Source organism: Pedobacter sp. GW822-FHT03F06 (genome assembly GCF_058801365.1).
Window position 1 is genome coordinate 134082 of sequence record NZ_JBXANE010000002.1, and the last position, 18742, is coordinate 152823.

At 39.2% G+C, this 18742-nt stretch carries 11 protein-coding genes; 2 read left to right on the forward strand and 9 right to left on the reverse strand.

What is annotated here, in order from left to right; genetic code table 11:
* Positions 1-31: 31 nt before the first annotated feature.
* Both AC1RJ8_RS03115 and AC1RJ8_RS03120 read right to left on the reverse strand, forming a co-directional pair.
* On the reverse strand, positions 32-418 hold the full coding sequence (locus tag AC1RJ8_RS03115; RefSeq protein WP_492952485.1) for a GxxExxY protein: 387 nt from the start codon (positions 416-418) through the stop codon (positions 32-34).
* Positions 419-540: 122 nt separating this feature from the next.
* Entirely contained in the window at positions 541-3432 is a 2892-nt protein-coding gene (locus AC1RJ8_RS03120; RefSeq protein WP_492952486.1) for a DEAD/DEAH box helicase, read from the reverse strand.
* A gap of 284 nt (positions 3433-3716) precedes the next feature.
* On the opposite strand from AC1RJ8_RS03120, the gene AC1RJ8_RS03125 reads away from it, so the two are divergent.
* On the forward strand, positions 3717-4727 hold the full coding sequence (locus AC1RJ8_RS03125; RefSeq protein WP_492952487.1) for a PorP/SprF family type IX secretion system membrane protein: 1011 nt from the start codon (positions 3717-3719) through the stop codon (positions 4725-4727).
* Here AC1RJ8_RS03125 and AC1RJ8_RS03130 read toward each other — a convergent pair.
* From AC1RJ8_RS03130 to dapF, 6 genes are all read right to left on the reverse strand, one after another.
* On the reverse strand, positions 4724-8326 hold the full coding sequence (locus tag AC1RJ8_RS03130; RefSeq protein WP_492952488.1) for a T9SS type B sorting domain-containing protein: 3603 nt from the start codon (positions 8324-8326) through the stop codon (positions 4724-4726). The two genes, AC1RJ8_RS03125 and AC1RJ8_RS03130, sit on opposite strands and share 4 nt — an antisense overlap.
* Positions 8327-8475: 149 nt before the next feature.
* Complete coding sequence (locus AC1RJ8_RS03135) at positions 8476-9876, reverse strand: efflux transporter outer membrane subunit (RefSeq protein WP_492952489.1); 1401 nt, start codon at positions 9874-9876, stop codon at positions 8476-8478.
* 10 nt (positions 9877-9886) lie between these two features.
* Positions 9887-13063 (reverse strand): efflux RND transporter permease subunit, encoded by a 3177-nt coding sequence (locus tag AC1RJ8_RS03140; protein WP_492952490.1) that lies wholly within the window; start codon positions 13061-13063, stop codon positions 9887-9889.
* 48 nt (positions 13064-13111) lie between these two features.
* Positions 13112-14281 carry an efflux RND transporter periplasmic adaptor subunit gene (locus AC1RJ8_RS03145; RefSeq protein WP_492952491.1) on the reverse strand — a complete coding sequence of 390 codons (1170 nt, stop codon included), beginning with the start codon at positions 14279-14281 and terminating at the stop codon, positions 13112-13114.
* A 380-nt stretch (positions 14282-14661) separates the two neighbouring features.
* A complete protein-coding gene (locus tag AC1RJ8_RS03150; RefSeq protein WP_492952492.1) occupies positions 14662-15495 on the reverse strand; it encodes a hypothetical protein in 834 nt (277 codons plus the stop codon).
* Positions 15496-15554: 59 nt separating this feature from the next.
* On the reverse strand, positions 15555-16337 hold the full coding sequence (gene dapF, locus AC1RJ8_RS03155) for a diaminopimelate epimerase (RefSeq protein WP_492952493.1): 783 nt from the start codon (positions 16335-16337) through the stop codon (positions 15555-15557).
* A 401-nt stretch (positions 16338-16738) separates the two neighbouring features.
* Between dapF and AC1RJ8_RS03160 the strand changes: the two genes are divergently transcribed.
* Positions 16739-18286 carry a trypsin-like peptidase domain-containing protein gene (locus AC1RJ8_RS03160; RefSeq protein WP_492952494.1) on the forward strand — a complete coding sequence of 516 codons (1548 nt, stop codon included), beginning with the start codon at positions 16739-16741 and terminating at the stop codon, positions 18284-18286.
* A 58-nt stretch (positions 18287-18344) separates the two neighbouring features.
* Here the strand turns inward: AC1RJ8_RS03160 and AC1RJ8_RS03165 are convergent, their stop codons facing one another.
* On the reverse strand, positions 18345-18689 hold the full coding sequence (locus AC1RJ8_RS03165) for a four-helix bundle copper-binding protein (protein ID WP_492952495.1): 345 nt from the start codon (positions 18687-18689) through the stop codon (positions 18345-18347).
* Between the last annotated feature and the right edge of the window lie 53 nt (positions 18690-18742).

Sequence of the window (18742 nt, forward strand, 5' to 3'; positions counted from 1 at the left end):
TCAACTTAATTTGTAGGAAATCGATATTGAATTATAAAACCACACGCCTAATTTCGAGAGTTGATTTGCCGAAATTTAAAATGAGCCCAACTTTGCAACCTGAACATCTTAAATAGTTTAGAGTTTGCGCTATATCGGCGCTTGCAATAGCGCTTTTTGATTTAATTTCTAATATTACCGCATCGAATATAATAAAGTCGGCATAAAAGCTATGGGGTAGGAGAATACCTTTATAATAAATTTGGTATAACTTTTCTCTTTCGTAAAAATAATCCCTGTTTTTTAGTTCTATGCAAAAGGCATCTTTGTAAACAATTTCTAAGAACCCACACCCTAAATGGCTATGGATCTCAATAGCTGCATTAATGATTAGATCAGTTTCATTTTTTAACGGGAAGTTTGATTGACGAATTTCCATTCCAAGAGACTTAATAAAGGTTTAAACTTATTAAGTTGGGATGTAGCCAAATATACTAAATCTATAAAGAATGCAAATCCTAATTCCGTGATTTCCGTGCCTCCGTGGCAAATTTCTGGCAACTAATTCAATATATCGCGTATATCTTCTTTGCTTAACGATTTAAAGAAACTTTCCTCGGTTGTAATTAAAGAGTTCGCGAGCGATTTTTTACGGTTCTGTAAGGCCAATATTTTCTCTTCAACGGTATCTTTTGCAATAAATTTGTAAATGAAAACCTTTTTATCCTGACCAATACGGTGCGTTCTGTCGATGGCTTGTTGTTCTACTGCCGGGTTCCACCATGGATCGAGGATAAAAACATAATCGGCCTGGGTTAAGTTTAAACCTACGCCGCCTGCTTTTATAGAGATTAAGAAGACCTTCAGTTCGCTATTCTGCTGAAATTCTGAAACAATTTCGCCACGGTTACGGGTTGCACCATCTAAATAAGCAAACGGAATATGCTCCGCTTCGAAATGTTTTTTGAAGATATCCAGGTGTTTTACAAACTGAGAAAAAACCAAAACCTTATGTCCGCCTTTAAGGACATTATCTAGTGTGTGGATTACGTTTTCGAACTTTCCGGAATCTGAAACATAGGCACCATCAATCATCACAGGGTGGTTGGCCAGTTGACGTAGGGCGGTTAACCCTTGTAAAAGCTGTACCTGTTTCTGTGCGAAGGTTCCATCGTCCATGCTCTGCAATAAATCATTGCGGTATGCCGATTTTGTTTTTTCGTAATAAGCAGCCTGATCTTCGCTCATATCGCAATAAATTACCTGTTCGGTTTTAGGCGGTAATTCTGCTGCTACTTGTTCTTTCGTTCTACGCAGCACAAATGGTTTGATGATCGATTGCAGTTTGCGCGCTTTTTCTTCGTCCTTTTTCTTTTCTATCGCTTGCACATATTCTTCGTAGAAGAATGCCTGTGTACCCAATAAACCAGGGTTTAAAAAAGTTAACTGCGACCATAAATCGCTTACTGAGTTTTCTACAGGTGTACCGCTCAGAATCAGTTTATGTTTGGATTTTAAGCTTCTAACGGCTTTGAACGACTTTGATGCCGGGTTTTTAATGTTCTGACTTTCATCGAGAATAATGTAGTTGAAATAAAAGTTTTTCAATTCATCTACATCTACTCTGGTTACCCCGTAAGTGGTAATGATAATATCGTAATTGGCAAAATTGGCAACATCTTTATTTCGGTTGGTGCCTGTATGAGCCAGTATTTTAAGCTTTGGTGTAAACTTTTTAGCCTCTGTTAACCAGTTGTAAATTAAAGAGGTAGGCATGATGATGAGCGAGGTCGTCTGCGTTTCTAGCAATTGGTCATCTTCCTTCACCTTTTGCAGCATGGCCAATGTTTGGATAGTTTTACCCAAACCCATATCGTCGGCCAAACATCCACCGAAATTGTATTCGCGTAAAAAACTGAACCAGTTATAACCGGCTTTCTGGTAATCGCGTAAACTGCCTTTAAAATGAACAGGCATTTGTGTATCGGCAATATCCTCAAAGTCTGATAACCGCTGCAATTTGCGTTCAAGCGTAACATTCGCCAGGCTATCTTCAGCCAAATCATTGATGAGGCCAATATGGTGTTTCTTTAATTTTAGCGTTTTTCCGGCCTCTGCTAAACTGAACAGGCTACCGTATTGCGTAAACCATTTATCCGGGATAATCGCCACTTCGCCATCGGGCAATAAAAACTCACGCTTTTTGTGCAGGATATGTTGCTTTAATGAAAGAAAAGGAATCTGGTATTTTCCGAACCATACCACGGCATGGATATCGAACCAATCGTTTCCTTCTTTAACTTCAAGATCTATTTTGCTGGCGCCGAAAACAAATTTTTTCTGCCCTGTGGCCTGTTCAATTTCAAAATCCGATGCCTGTAAGATTTCGATATGCTCGTTTACCCAATTTATAGCCCCGTAACTTGGATTTTCGTCGGCAGAAGCTACTTCCAGGTTGCTGAATAAAGAGCTCGTTTTTTTTAATCCTAACGATAAGAGCAAATTAAACTGCTTTTTCTCCCATTCTGCCGAACGTTTGATGCGGTGGAAAATATAGTTATCGGCAGTTTTTTCTAAACGTACAGTTACTTTGTGTGCGTTTTCTACAGGGAAAGTATACTCGCCGTATTTAAAGTACAATTGGATCTGAGAAAGACCACCATCAACATATAAAACCTTAATTACCGGTGTTGCCTCAAATTGTTCGGTTCTGATCTCGAAACCTTCAGCGTACACATGGTGCTTTTCTATTAAAGGAGCTACAAACTTTTCAAAATAAGTGGCTTCGGTTGTTTTGGGTATGGCAATAAAGCGTTTATTTAAAAAGGGCTGCAGTTTTTTTCCTTCAATATCCTGATCAAAAAAGTATAATACATCATTCAGTAATAGCCATGCAGGTTTATTGCTGATGATCTGTGCTTCTTTAAACATAAATTCGATACGCAGATTCTGATATTTGATGGTCGGAAAATAGCGTGTTTCAGTTTCATTCCTTCGGAAATGAAAAAGAATAGATGCAGGCTCATTGGCCAGTTCGATTTTGCGTTCTACCGGCCAGCCATCTTTGTCCATTACATAAAGCTCGTTTTTTACCTTTAAAAGTTCTAAAGCTTCGGCAAGTTTCTTTTCGATTTTAGGACGAACATTTTCATAAAATTTATTGTCGAAAATTTTAGTGAAAAACTCGGTTGGCCTGATCAGCTTTTTATAATATTTTTTAATCAGCGAGTCTTGCTCAATGTCATCTAAAATCTTGATCAGCTTATAATCAATATCACTTAAGCAGGCATTAAATTCTTCTGCTGTATGTGTAAAAATCCGTTGATAAGTAAAAGAAAAATCTCCCTGCGGATTGAGCTGAACAACGTGAGGTTCAATTAAATAGCCCAAGTACTCATGTTTGCACAAAGAGTACACCACTTTACAGGCTTTAGAACTATCGACACGTAACATTGATTGGTTTAAAATTTTTTCTAAGCTAAGCGCTTAAAAAACTTTAAACATACAATATTTTGAGGTTACATCAAAAAGAAGTAGCGGTTTTTGAGATAAAATTATCAGTTTTTTATCGGAATTTAAATGAGCGGTTAATTGCCAACATTGGATGGAGAACCTATTTGAAGTTAAAGGCAGATAAATATTAAATACTTTATAATTGGCTACAACTTATTATCTTAGCCCTTGTATTGATAGACTTTTTAGTATCAATCAATTAACGCATCACTATTAAGGTTTAAATGAAATTTTTTTACACGCTCTCTCTGCTTGCCTGCTTATCCTTTTGTAGCTATGCGCAAGAAATTCCCCGGAGCACCCAATATATTTTTAACAATATACTATTGAATCCTGCATTATCGGGAATAGATAATTATACAGATTTAAAAATAGGTTTACGCAAACAATGGAGCGGTTTAGAAGGTGCGCCCAGTACACAATACCTCTCTTTAAGCACTGCTATTGGTGAAGATTTTGTTCGGAGCAATGTAAATTCATTTGCCGGGAATGGAGACAACCCAATGAGCAGAAGTTTTGTAAACAGCTACACCGCGGCAGAGCCTCACCATGGAATTGGCCTGGTGGCCATGACGGATAAAGCAGGCTTGGTTCGGCAGACTAATGTAAATTTAACCTATGCCTATCATCTGGGTATTACAAACGAAGTAAATTTATCAGTTGGTTTATCGGGCGGATTTAAATCGATCAGTGTTGATGTACGTGGAATTATAGCCGATGAATCAGGCGATCCTTTATTCTCTGCCGATTATAACAACAAAATTAGACCAGATATTGGCGCGGGTATTTGGTTGTATAGTCCAAGGTTTTTTGCCGGTGTTTCAGCAAAACAGCTGGTTGGAAATAAAAGCAGTATTGTAAACAATCAAGTTAAAACGAGTCCCTACCAAGCGGCTACTTTTTACGGAACGGCGGGTTATAAAATATTTCTCGATGAGGATATTGCAATGATCCCCTCTGGTTTGATTTCATATTGGGCCAACTCTCCGGCTACTTTCGATGCCAATTTGAAGTTTGCCTATCAGGATAAATTCTGGGTTGGAACCAGTTTCAGGAACAACGATTCTTTTTCGCTCCTGGCGGGATTTAATATTGCATCGCTGGTAAACCTGAGTTATTCTTATGATGTAAATACTTCAGGCTTACGTTCGGTAAATAATGGTACCCACGAAATTGTACTGGGTATTTTATTGAATAACCGCTATCAGGTAGTTTGTCCAAGCAGGCAGTTTTAACGTAAAAGTGTTATACTGCCACCTAGTGGTTTACATTCAGCCCTTAAATCGATCACATAATAATAAACGCCTGCTGGTAATTCTTTATCCCTAAACCTGCCATCAAAAGGTTTGGTATAATTGCCGATTGATTCGTAAACCAACTGACCACCACGGGTGTAGATTTTAATGTTGGTACCCTTAAAATCCGGTAACCCCCTTACTTGCCACACATCGTTCATGCCATCTCCATTTGGGGTCATGGTGTTGGTAACCTCCAGGTTATCGTGTGTTACCTCTACATGTACCTTAGTAAATTCGCTGGTACAAGAACCCAGTTTTCTCCTCACAAAATAATCGGCTGTTTTGGCCACCTTAAATTTGAATATTCCGTTGGTATTTTCTAAAAACGGCTTGGTATCATCAATTTTTTCAAAGAGTTGGTAGGTGCCTTCTTCTGGTGCAATTACAGGTAAAACAATATCTGATACATAACAAACGCGTAAGTCGTTGATGATAGGAGCTATAATTTTAAAAGGTTCGTCTACTACTGTATAAGCCTCGCTGATGGCATAACCACAAGATGTTTTATCTTTTACTTCTAAGCGATAGGTGCCTGCGCCAACATTAATTAGATCTTGGGTGTACTGAACAGCTTCACCTGCTTCATTTATCCATTTAAAGTCGTAAGCTGGAATACCACCGATTACCTGTATGCCTTTAACAGAACCTCTCTGTAAAGTACAGCCATCTTTAATTACGGTTGCAGTATTGGAAACGATGTTTAGTTTTGGCGTGATATTAATAGCGTATGGGCCTAAAATGGTTTCACAATTGTTCACATCATAGGCAAACATCCTGTAATTGCCTCCTGGCAAATTTTTAAGTTCAATAATGTTGCCTGTTTTGGTTGCTCCTGCAACTGTAGCGCCTGATTCATCTACCCATTTAAACACTGTTGGAAGAACGGAACTGAAGTTCAAGTTGATACTTCCGTTAATCAACTCGCAGGTGGTGTTGTTAACTGTTGGCGTAAAGGTATAAACAGTTGGCGTTAATGCATCCACCCTAAAAGGTCTGTCTAAGGTGCAGGTATATAGCGAATTGCTGGCTCTCAATGTATACGTTCCTGGGGCAAGGTCAATCATTTTTATTGACATGCCAGGGGAGTATGGTCCTTTTTTGATGCTTTGCCCCGTTGGGCCTAACCACTCGTAGGTATCGGCATTGGTAATCGATATACCATCAATAACACCATTGTTAACAGCGCATCTGGCTGGAGTAACTGTTCCTCCATTAATAGCAACATCGCTATAAGTGCCAATAAAGAAAGAAGAGGAAACGGGCGAACATTGCCCTTCATCAGAAACAGACAAGGTATAGTTGCCGCCTCCTACATTTTCAAGATCCAGCGTAGTTGATACCACATCTGTACCTAAAATTCCTGTGATCGGATCACGTTTAAACCATTTGTAGCTTAAGGTACCCGTTGCATCTGTAATGGTAATGCCTACAATAGATCCGTTTTCTTTACCACAAGCTGCAGAGGTCGTTTTAGTTGGATTCCCAATTTTAGGTTGAGGCTTCCTTTTAACCGTAATCGGATCAGAATCTAACGAACAGTTTGCCTCATCCGATACTTTTACGAAGTAAGTACCTTCAGGTAAATTTGCCGGGTTTGTTCTGCTTACCACTGCATTTGTTGCAGTATTTATCCACTCGTATTTTAGCACACCTTTCCCCCTTAAAACCTCAGCGGTAAACGTAAAAGTAGTTTGTCCACATGCAGGCGAGACTGGCACAATAGTAGGTTTGGTTAACTTTTGATCTTTGATGATAAACACCGATGGGAATGCTTTGCAGCCATCATCAACGGTTACTTCGTAAGTGCCAACATCTAAATTGGAGATGCTCTGTGTATTGCCTTTAGGTACACGGCTGCCATCTGTTTCTATCTTTACCCAGCTAAAAGTAAAACCTTCTCGGGGTTCTGGGATGGTGATTGATCCATTGGCGCTGCAGGTTACGGGTTCTACAATCGCTTCATTTGGTAATAATTCGGCAGTAGAGAAAGGAGAAGTGGTTGCATTTAATAAACTGGCTGTTGCGGTAACCATTCCGCTCAGGCTTCCGTTGTATTCCCAACGGCCATCGCTACCTGCCTGTACTGTTGCAATATAGGTTTTACCTTCACAGATACCTTGGCAATTTACGGTGTAAAATAGTTCTACTTCTGAGTTGGGCGTGGCCTTGCCCGAAACATAATCATTTCTTTTTTTCAATACCTGAATGTAAGGCTGAAGGATGGTTAGCGTTTTTCCGATACCGAATGTCTTGTTGCAAAAGAAACTGTTCCTGGTGATTTTTACAGGTTTTGATGATACCGTTTCGACCCCGAAATTGTTGTTGGCAACTAAGTTTGCTTCGGCAGGTGTTGCGCCGCCAATGGTTCCTCCTGCACCCAACTCTATTTTTACGCCAATTCCGTTACTCATCACTACTGCTCCGGAAGCATCGGTACCAATGGCATTACCGGTTAAAATAAAGTCTGAATTGGTGATCGAAACGCCTGTAGTTCTGTTTCCGCCGATAATATTATTGCGCACATAAAGGGCCGTATTTACCGCATTAACTTTTAAACCTGCAATTTCTAAAGCGGAGGAAGAAAGAAATATCGGTAATTCATGGAAGTCTTTTTTACCTGTATAATCGACCCCGATTTTATTATTGATCACGTTGACGTCAAACCTTGCATTGGTGGAGTACGATGACCGGGTGATGTCTACATTAATTCGGTTTGCGGCAATTACGTTTCCCTCACCAGGATTATCACCACCAACATCTAGTGCGCTATCGTATAAGTTGGCCGAAATACCAAAAACATTGGTGTTTGGGGTTATTCCATCATATATCACCCCGATTAAGTTCGATTGGATCTTAATTTTAGTAGCGGTGATGGTGGTAAAATAATAACTGTTCTGTACAATAATACCGTTAATATTCCCTCCAATAACATTTCCTTTTCCCGGAGCCCCAATGGTAATATTATTTGCACGATAATCGATCACAATTCCCGAGCCTTGAGCCATATTTACATTTTGTAAGTTATTAATGGTGGCAAAATTCCTGATGTACAAACCATAAACTTCAACCCCTGTAGTTTGGACCTGCGTGGATGACGACTGGCCAATTACCAGCCCCGAAAATGTGGAATTAGGATATTCTGGCTCTAAAATTACCTTAGCTCCAGAAACACCAAGTGCCGGCCATGCCGCCTGCGAGGTACCATCAATTACTACATTTGAAGAAACCACAGGTAATGCCGAACGTAATCTAATGGTTCGGTTGGCATTGTCGCTAGGCGTGCCTGGCAAATTGAAGTTAATGGTAAAAGTAGTTATCCTATTGGCTATTGCCGCTTGTGTTAGTCCTTCTCTTAGTGTTCCAGGGCCGCTATCAGCATTACTGGTTACTACGTAAGTTTGAGCGTAAATATTATTGCAGAAAAATAAGCCGACAAATAGGGCTAGCAGTTTTGAGAAGCGCATAAAATTGTTTGGTGCAGCCAAAATACAAATAAACTGTTTAGTGGCTAGCGTTTTAGTGAAACAAACGTACATTATTTTTCTGAAAAATAATTGAGCGCTTAACTAAGCATACGCTCATTTTATTATTGCGATTGATCAAATTGTAACGCTATTTGTGGATTGGCCTAACCAAAAAAGGCATCCTGAAAATCAGAATGCCTTAAAATTTTGTTAATTATTGTTTATTTCCAGCCGCCGCCTAATGCCCGGTATAGGTTTACCACCGATTGTAATTTTTGTAATCGATCGTTAATGCCACTTAATTGTGCCGCTAACAAACTTTGTTCTGAAGTTAAAACATCAGTATAGTTTGTTGCCGAACTGTAGCGCAATAATTCTTTGGTAAAATCTACTGCTTTGGTTAACGAAGCAATTTGTTTTGCCCTGGTTTCTTCTTTTTCTGAAGCCGTTTGGTAAGCGTACAAAGCATTAGATACTTCCTGTCCGCCGGTTAACAGCGTTTGTTGAAAGTTGTAAAAAGCAATCTGTTGATTCGCTTCGGCTGTTTTTAAACGTGCTTTGTTTGCACCTTTCGCAAAAATTGGCTGTGTTAAACCGCCTACCAAATTATAGAAGATAGATTTGCTAAAGAAATCCTGTAATTGTAAGCTTGATAGTCCACCCGTTGCGGTAATGGTTAAAGCAGGATAAAAATAAGCTTTGGCTACGTTTGTGTTTTCGAAAGCTGATCTGAAACCAAATTCAGCAGCGATCACATCCGGACGGTTTTTTAACAATTGTGCAGAAACGCCGGTTTGTAAATTCGCATAAGGGGTTTGCTGATCTAAGGTAGTGCGGTTAATCGCGTTTGGTGCTTTAGCAACCAAAACACTTAGTGCATTTTCAGCCTCTTTAATACTTCTTTTTAAATCAGGCAAGGTTACCTGAGCCGCATATAAATTGGCTTCGCTCTGTACAACAGCCGCACCATTAACTACGGCGCCTTGTTTTAAGGCTTTCATGGTTTCTACATCCTTGGTCCTCACTTTAATGGTTTCCTCGGTAATGGCCAATTGTTTGTCAAGCGCCAGCAAAGTATAATAATTATTGGCAATGGTTGCAATTAACTGCGTTTGAACAGCACGTTTTGCCGCATCACTTTGTAATAAAGTAGCGTAAGCACCACGTTTTGCACTGCTTAATTTTCCCCAAATGTCAGCTTCCCAACTGGTGCTCAATTGTGCTTTATAGGTTTGGGTTTCTAAATTAATGTTAATCCCAGGAGGAAAGTTTAAGGAGGCCTGCGATTGTTTATTATCCGTTACGTTTACATCGGCCTGTAAGCTGGGCAATAATGCACCACGGCTTTGAATTAAAGTGGCTTCTGCAATTTTAATGCGCTCAATCGCTTGTTTCAAGTCTAAATTTTCATTTATCCCCTGCTGGATCAGCGATTGTAAAGTGGTATCTGAAAACAACGTTTTCCATTGCAGATCTGCAATAGTAGTGGTATCTGTTGTATTGTTATCACGGTATAACCCTTCGCTCTTAAGCTGTGGGCGCTCGTATTTTTTAGTTACGCAGGCGCTTAGGCTGAGGATGGCTACACCGATTAAAATGGAATGCTTATATCTAAATTTCATGGTTTTAAAATTAATGTGGACGGTTAACCGCTAACTCATACTCTTCTTCTGTTTGTTCGCGATCAATGCCTTCCTCAAAAGGAGATTTGTTACTTATTTTTTCCTGTAGGGTTTGGAAAACAATGAACAAAGCAGGGATTACAAATACACCGAATATAGTACCGATTAACATACCGCCTACAGCTCCTGTACCAATTGAGGTATTACCTGCTGCACCAACACCTGATGACAACATTAGAGGCAATAAACCCAGAATAAAAGCAAAAGAGGTCATCAAGATCGGACGTAAACGGGCAGTTGCACCATCAATAGCCGAGTTAATAATACTCATTCCCTTTCGTCGCCTGTCTACCGCATACTCTACAATTAAAATGGCATTCTTTGCGAGGAGCCCCACAAGCATGATTAAGGTAATCTGTGTATAAATGTTATTATCCACGCCAAAGATTTTATCGAAGATGAATACACCGGCCAAACCGATCGGTAGTGAAAACAATACCGCTAATGGTAAGATGTAACTTTCGTACTGTGCCGAAAGCAGGAAGTACACGAAGATTACGCAAAGCAGGAAGATAAAAACTGTCTGACTGCCACTGCTTACTTCTTCACGCGATAAACCGGAGAACTCATAGCCATAACCTGTTGGAAGGTGGATTGCCGCTTCTTCCTGAATAGCCTTAATGGCATCACCAGAACTAAATCCTGCATTCGGGTTACCCGTAACTGCAATTGAGGTATACAAGTTGAAACGTGAAATAGCCTGTGGCCCGTAAACTTTTTCTAAAGTAATAAACTCAGAAATAGGAGCCATTGTACCGCTCGAGTTACGCACATAAATGCTGGTTAAACTTTGCTGATTAGCACGGTACTTGGCATCTGCCTGGTACATTACCCTGTACTGTTTACCAAATTTATTAAAGTTTGAGGCATAAACACCACCATAATAACCTTGCAAAACACCCAGCACATCGCTAACCGTTAAGCCAGCCTGTTTTACTTTTGCCACATTTACATCAATCTGATATTGTGGAAAGTTGGGGTTGAAAGAGGTTGATGCGTATTGAATTTCTGGACGTTTACTTAACGCCGCTAAAAATGCATTACCCACTTCGTTGAATTTTTTGATATCGCCACCGGTTTTATCCTGTAACTGGAACTCGAAACCACCACCGGTACCAAAACCCTGAATAGTGGGTGGAGCAAAGAAAATTACCTTCGCGCCCTTAATGCTGGATGCTTTTGCAAATAATTCACCAATAATGGCTTTAACATCGCGCTTACGTTGATCCCATGGTTTAAGCCTTGCGATAACCATACCGTAAGAACTACCCGAACCACTGATCAAACTCCGGCCAACAACCCTAAATGTAGCTTCTACCTCTGGCACCTTACTTACAATATCATTGATTTTTACAATAATTTTATCGGTTTCTTCCTGTGAAGTAGAAGGTGGCAATGAAATATCAGAAAACACTGTTCCTAAATCTTCGTTTGGTACGAAACCTTTAGGCGTGGTATTCATAATCCATACCAGCACCACTGCGAAAACAGCAATTCCTAAACCTGCAAGCCATCTTTTTTTACCTAAGAAGCCAACAGAACGTTTATATTTTTGCGTTACGGCATCAAACGAAGTATTGAAAGCAGTATAAAAACGCTGTAAGAAATTTTTACTTTTTTCGTGATCTTCTGCGTGTGGTTTTAAGAACATCGCACACAGTGCCGGACTTAATGTTAAAGCGTTGATTGCTGATAAAATAATCGCGATAGCCAGTGTTAAACCGAATTGTTTATAAAATACACCCGACGAACCCTGGATAAAACTTACCGGGATAAATACCGCTGCCATTACCAGGGTAATCGAAATAATCGCACCACTGATGTCATCCATCGCATCTTTCGTTGCCTTTTTTGGGTCTTTGTAACCGGCATCAAGTTTGGCATGCACGGCCTCAACCACCACAATGGCATCATCTACCACGATACCGATAGCCAGTACCAATGCAAATAAGGTTAACAGGTTGATGGTAAAACCGAATAAACTCAGGAAGAAGAAGGTACCGATAATAGCTACCGGAACACTGATTGCCGGAATTAAAGTTGAGCGGAAATCCTGTAAGAAAATAAATACCACTAAAAACACCAAAATAAATGCTTCGATCAAGGTGTGAATTACCTTTTCGATTGAGGCATCCAAAAAGTTGTTTACGTTAACAACGGTTTCGTAATGAACGCCTTTAGGGAAAGAAGTTGCTGCTTTATCTAAAGCTTTGATCGAGTTTTCAATTACCTCTTTCGCATTCGAACCCGCTGTTTGACTAATGGCTATACCGAGTGCTGGTTTACCATTAAACTTTACATAACTGGCATAACTTTGGGCACCAAGTTCTATTCTGGCCACATCTTTTAGGCGAAGAATCTGTCCGTTTGCATCTGCCTTAATAATGATGTTGCTAAACTCAGTTTCTGTTTTTAAACGGCCACTATATTTTAAGGTGTATTGAAAAGCCTGATTGCCCTGCTCACCAAACTGACCTGGTGCAGCTTCGATGTTTTGCTCTGCCAAAGCTACACTTACATCATTCGGTACCAGACCATAAACAGCCATTACTTCTGGCTTAAGCCAGATCCGCATGGTGTAATCTAAAGTACCAAATGCACTTGCATCACCCACACCGCTAATCCTTTTAATTTCGGGGATGATATTGATGTTGGCATAATTCTGTAAAAATTTCTGATCGTATGATGGATCATCACTGTAAATGGCAAAAATAAGTAAATTACTCGCTTGTCTTTTGGCTGTAATTACACCCGATCTGGTTACCTCTGCAGGTAATAAACTGGTTGCCCTGGCTACACGGTTCTGTACGTTAACCGCTGCTAAATCGGCATTTGTACCCAATTTAAAGTTAACGGTAATGGTTGCGGTACCATCGTTACTGGCGCTAGAAGTCATGTAAGTCATGTCTTCCACACCGTTTATCTGCTCTTCCAATGGAACAACAACACTACTCATTACCACGTCGGCATTTGCGCCCTGGTACGAAGCCGATACCTGAACGGTTGGCGGCGCAATTTCGGGGTATTGCGAGATGGGCAAAGTTACGAGGCCTAATACACCTAATATTACAATTATAATGGATATAACTGTTGATAAAACGGGCCTATCTATAAATTTCTTAAACATAATTAATATGGATTACACTGCTATAGTGTGATTGCACTGACTATATTGTTATTTTTTTATTTCAGCATAAACTGAATCGGTATTTTTTACCTCAGGTTTAATTTTAGTTCCGTCTTTTAACGATTGAAAGCCTTCTAAAATAACTTTATCGCCAGCTTTAAGTCCTTTGGTAACTACGTAGAAATTATCTTTAGCTAATTCCATCACTTCAATTTGGGTATTGATTACCTTAGCCGAATCGCCTAAAATGTAGACGAATTTCTTGCCCTGTAAATCGATCGTTGATTTTTGAGGGACTAAAATTGCATTTTCCACGTGCTGCGGAATCCTAACCGATGCACTTGCACCGTTTTTTAATAAGAAAACCGGATTAGGGAATGTTGCCCTTAAACTTGCTGAACCAGTACTGGTGTTTATCTGTCCATTGATGGATTCGATTTTGCCATTCTGCGCATAAATCGTTCCATCTGCAAGAACTAAACTCACCGGAGGAATGTTTTTCATTTGCTGCGCAAGTGTGTTGCCTTTATAGGTGTTTGAAAAATCTAAAAGCTGCTTCTCGTTTAATGAGAAATAGGCGTAAACCTTAGAAGTATTAGAAACAGTAGTTAACGGCTGTGTGCTGCTGCTGCTCACTAAACTCCCATTTCTGAAAGGGATACTGCCAACTACACCATCAACAGGGCTGGTAATCGACGTATAACCTAAGTTAACCTGTGCATTTACCAATTCTGCTTTTGCTTGTGCCAATGCAGCTTTCCTGCTTTGAAGCGTTAGCTGCGCTGCATCCAGATCGTATTTGCTAATAATATCTTTCTCTACCAGGGGTTTGGTTTTGTTTACTGTTAGCTGTGCAGCATTTACATCAGCTTCGGCACTGCTAATTGCTGCCCGTGCTGTTCTAACCTGTTGCTCGTACTGTGGTGCATTAATGGTGAAAAGTAACTGACCTTTCTTAACAACAGCACCCTCATCCACCAATATTTTTTCAATAAAACCATCAACTTTCGGACGGATATCGATATTTTGAATACCTTCAATTGTTGCTGGATAATCAGAATCTAATGTTGTATTTTGTGTGGTTACTGTAAAAACAGGGTAAGCCTGTGGACCAGCTGCTGCTGCAGCGGCAGCTTTTTTAGCTGCATCGTTATTTCCGCAGGACGCTAAAAGCATACCAATGCTCACGCTAAAAAAGAGAGTTGTTACTTTTCTCATGGGTATTTCTGTGTGTTTAAATTTAAATTTCCGGAATTAAGGGCGTTGTCAAAAAAATATAGGACTTCGATTTTCGCCGATAAATGCCCAAAAATAGAGCCTAAAAAAAAATAAATCTGTCCGAATTCTGTCATTTAATCAATCGATTGATTTATTTTTCGTTTGAAAACATGGTGAATTTCGTTTAAAGTGCTGTTATAGATTGTGTTGTCGTGTATTTCTGCATAAAAAACAGTGTGTAAATATCTTGCGACAGATGTTAAAAGCTGTTAAATACAAAGGAAATATACGATTTTTATTAAAGTAAATATCAAAAATTTTGATCAATTTAATACGAGCTAACGTCCTTAATAATACCCGGTTTTAACTAAAGTAATGGCTTAATTATTATAGTTTTTTGAAATTGCTTTGATGTCCTTTAGATCATATGATTTAAAATAACGGATTTCTGAAACCGAGTTATATTCTTGTGGTAATGATTTTAATTTCTCTAAATGCTTGCTTTTTGATGATGAATACCTCTTATGACTTGATTTAATAAATGAAAACTGAAGCGTATCTTTTAAGTTAGGGTAGATGTATTCCAGAGTATCCAGGTTTAGCTTATTCCATTTAAATTTATACAAGGAAGCGAGTCCGGGATGATCATATGTAACACCCCTGATTACTTTTTCTTTTGAATAAAAAGTAGGATTAACAAGTGTTACCTCTTTACTGAAAGTTTTATCTGCTTTAGAGAGATACAAATCATAAATATTTCTTCTGCAACAACCTGATGCTGGGTACCAGTTGACTATAAAATCTTTTAGCCCATCAGCATTTATATCCTTAATTGAAAATATCGGAAAAGAATAATTTGAATACTTTTTAGTCACTAATTGATTAAAATCTGTAGCATCGCTATTATAAATATATACCCTTGTTTCAAGATTTGATGCACTTATGATTAGCAAATTTTTATAGTTCTGTGAAAATAAGTATCCTAACTTGACCTCTACTTTAACATTATGGTCTAGGTGATTATCTTTTGTAGTAGAAAAACTTTTATCAAAGGTATTATTAGAATTGACTTTGATTAGTGCAAATACACGATCTAAAGCATTATGAAAAAGAGAATCTTGTTTTTTATTCGTAGAATCTATTCTTGCTTTTGATGGGCTATCTATTACTTTGATCTTAGATTGCTTAACCTGTTTTTTTTGCTTGCATGACATACAGCATGCTATAAAGACTAAAAGATAAGCTATTCGGATCACTAAAACGAAATTTAAGATTATTCCACTTCTCCCTCAAAAACCAATTTGGCCGGGCCACATAAAAATACATTGGTAAATTCCTTACCATCGTAATCGAATTCTATTTTAATATCGCCACCCAAAACTTTAATGGCCGTTTTAATATGACCAGTTTGGCCTTTGTGTTTCGCCATGGCCATGGCCACCGCGGTTACGCCAGTACCACAGGCATAAGTTTCATCTTCCACGCCACGTTCGTAGGTACGCACAAATAAATGATCGCCTTTATCTTCTACAAAGTTTACATTTATACCTTTTTCTGCATAAGTTGAGTTATAGCGAATGTTTTTCCCTTCAGTAAAAACATCAAAGTCTTTTAAACCGTTTTGTAAAGCAACATAATGCGGTGAGCCAGTGTTCAGTACATAAGCCTCATCATCTTTGGTAATGGTATCTACATCAATCATTTGCAAATCAACCCATTCGCCATTTTCTGAAATTCTGGCATAATGTGGGCCATCTACTGCCAAAAAGTTTGTTTCGCGATCGATGATTCCGAGTTGTTTGGCAAAGGCAACAATGCATCTGCCACCATTTCCGCACATGCTGCCCAGCTTACCGTCAGCGTTAAAATAATGCATCTCAAAATCATAATCCTCATGTTTGGTAATAAACATTAATCCATCGGCACCAATGCCAAATCTCCTATGGCATAATTGTTCAACTAATTGATTATCAATATTTTTTAACGGACTCATGGTGTGGTCTATTAAAATAAAATCGTTTCCTGCGCCCTGGTATTTAAAGAAATTAATTTTCATGAAAGCTTCATTTTTTAATGCAATATTTGAGTTGCAAAAGGTAATAAGCGGTTTGTGTTTTTTGATTTAACATTTTTTAACACAAAACTAAGTGCTTTGAGGATACAAATATCGTTTATATGGTATTAAATTTGAATAAACTTACGAAAGAAAATTTGAGCAGATAAAAACTGCCTGAGCATTCTGCTTAAATCAAAGTGTAAATGCTCTTGCAAATAATAACATTTAACAAATGAATATTATAAGCTAACCAAACAATTAGCTAGCAAATCAGCTTATAATAAATCATGGCTTTAAAAAACACAATATAGAAACACGAAACCATTAAAAGCTAACAGTTTGTAAAAGCGAGAATAAGCTTTTAATAGCTTCATGACCATTAAAAAACAATATACAAACACATGAAAAAAATATTAGGAATTACCGTGTTGGCTGCTTTTATAGGTGGGGCAGCAGCAATTGGAGGTTACAAACTATTTGAGCGTAACCAGACTGGCAGTACCATTACTGAAAAACAGAACTTATACTTCGCAAACAATCCACTTAAAGTATCATCAGCGGGAACAACAGATTTTACGCAGGCGGCAGCAGCTGTTGCACCTGGTGTAGTTCACATTAAAACTACATACGCGGCACAAAGCGGTGGCAGAAGCTCTTCTCCATTTGATATGATGGAAGATTTCTTTGGTGGCGGTGGCCGTCAGATGCAGCGTCAGCCTAGAGCGGCATCGGGTTCTGGTGTAATTATCAGTCAGGATGGTTATATCGTAACCAATAACCACGTGGTAGAAAATGCAGAGAAGGTAGAGGTGGTTTTAACAGACAGACGTAAAGTAGAAGCAAAAGTAATTGGCCGCGATCCGAATACCGATTTAGCTTTAATTAAAGTAAGTGCAACGGGCTTGCCTGTAGTGAAAATGGGTAACTCAGATAATGTACAGGTTGGCGAATGGGTTTTAGCGGTTGGTTTCCCGTTAGATTTAAATACTACAGTAACCGCTGGTATTGTAAGCGCAAAAAACCGTAGCATTGGTATTATTGGCCGCGAGCAACAAGGCAATGAAATTACAGAAGAGGAATACCGCGAATACCAACGTACCGGTAAAAGACCAGATCGTCCGGCAAATACCAGTATCGAATCATTTATCCAAACCGATGCTGCCATTAACCCAGGTAACAGCGGTGGTGCACTTGTAAACGCAAATGGCGAATTGGTGGGTATTAACTCGGCAATCGCATCACAAAGCGGATACAACCAAGGTTATGGATTTGCAATTCCAGTTAATCTTGCCCGTAAAATTGTTGATGATTTTATGAAATATGGCTCGGTTAAACGTGGTTATATTGGTGTTAACTTTGTGCCCTTAAGCGGTGAAGAGAAACCTGAAGGCATTAAAACCAACGAAATAAGCGGTTTATATGTGAATGATGTAGTTGCTGGCGGCGGTGCTGCAGCAGCAGGTATTAAATCAGGTGACGTAATCAAAAAAGTTGATGGCGTAGTGATCAACGATTCTCCTGATCTTCAGGAAAGAGTTGGCCGTTTAAATCCAGGCGATAAGGTTAAGTTAACCGTGTTGAGGGATGGTGCACTTAAAGATTATACCGTAACCCTAAAAGGAGAAGCTAGCGTAGGCCTTACAGCCAAAAATGCAACAAGCAAAGGCGCTGAGGTTTCGAAATTAGGAGCAACTTTTGCTCCGGCTACTCAGGCCCAGAAATCGAAATATGGTATCAATAGTGGTGTAGTGGTAACATCAGTTACTACAGGCAAGGCATTTGATAATATTGGTGTTGAAAAGGGTTTAATCATTACCAAAGTGAATGGACAGCCAGTAAATTCTGTAGCCGATGTTCAAAAAGCATTGCCTTTAGGTAGAAACAACATGGTGAGTATTTCTGGTGTTGGCGAGCAGGGTTCTTATAACTATAGCTTCCCGGCGCAGTAATTGATCTGATAAAAAATAGTTTTAAAAGCGTCCCGATTTTAAATCGGGACGCTTTTTTTTAATCCTGATGGATCGGTTCGTGATTAGCATGGCAAGCGTCTGCACATTCTTCGCAGGCAACAGCACATTGTCTGCAATGTTCATGATCGTGTTTAACACATTCCGCTGCACAAAGCCTGCATATTTCTTCGCAGAGCAATAGATATTGATGCCCGATAATTGAATCTCTTTGCAATAGCCTGGCTGCTTGGGTACAAATATCTGCGCAATCCCTATCTAGTTTAATGCAGTCAATCATCATGTTGATGTCCTCTTCTTTTAAGCAAGACGATGCGCAATGCTCGCAAGCTAGCGCGCAATCTAGTAGAGCCTGGATTAAAGCATGGTTATTTCTCGTTACCATATCGTTAAAGATTTTGGTTATACCTATTTGTATACTAATAACCTGCTGGAATT

Bases quoted from the DNA above. Each gene is read 5' to 3' on its own strand.
- AC1RJ8_RS03140 (WP_492952490.1), bottom strand. From the start codon at position 13,063: ATGTTTAAGAAATTTATAGATAGGCCCGTTTTATCAACAGTTATATCC.
- AC1RJ8_RS03125 (WP_492952487.1), top strand. From the start codon at position 3,717: ATGAAATTTTTTTACACGCTCTCTCTGCTTGCCTGCTTATCCTTTTGT.
- AC1RJ8_RS03150 (WP_492952492.1), bottom strand. From the start codon at position 15,495: ATGTCATGCAAGCAAAAAAAACAGGTTAAGCAATCTAAGATCAAAGTA.
- AC1RJ8_RS03165 (WP_492952495.1), bottom strand. From the start codon at position 18,689: ATGGTAACGAGAAATAACCATGCTTTAATCCAGGCTCTACTAGATTGC.
- AC1RJ8_RS03145 (WP_492952491.1), bottom strand. From the start codon at position 14,281: ATGAGAAAAGTAACAACTCTCTTTTTTAGCGTGAGCATTGGTATGCTT.
- dapF (WP_492952493.1), bottom strand. From the start codon at position 16,337: ATGAAAATTAATTTCTTTAAATACCAGGGCGCAGGAAACGATTTTATT.
- AC1RJ8_RS03120 (WP_492952486.1), bottom strand. From the start codon at position 3,432: ATGTTACGTGTCGATAGTTCTAAAGCCTGTAAAGTGGTGTACTCTTTG.
- AC1RJ8_RS03130 (WP_492952488.1), bottom strand. From the start codon at position 8,326: ATGTACGTTTGTTTCACTAAAACGCTAGCCACTAAACAGTTTATTTGT.
- AC1RJ8_RS03115 (WP_492952485.1), bottom strand. From the start codon at position 418: ATGGAAATTCGTCAATCAAACTTCCCGTTAAAAAATGAAACTGATCTA.
- AC1RJ8_RS03135 (WP_492952489.1), bottom strand. From the start codon at position 9,876: ATGAAATTTAGATATAAGCATTCCATTTTAATCGGTGTAGCCATCCTC.
- AC1RJ8_RS03160 (WP_492952494.1), top strand. From the start codon at position 16,739: ATGAAAAAAATATTAGGAATTACCGTGTTGGCTGCTTTTATAGGTGGG.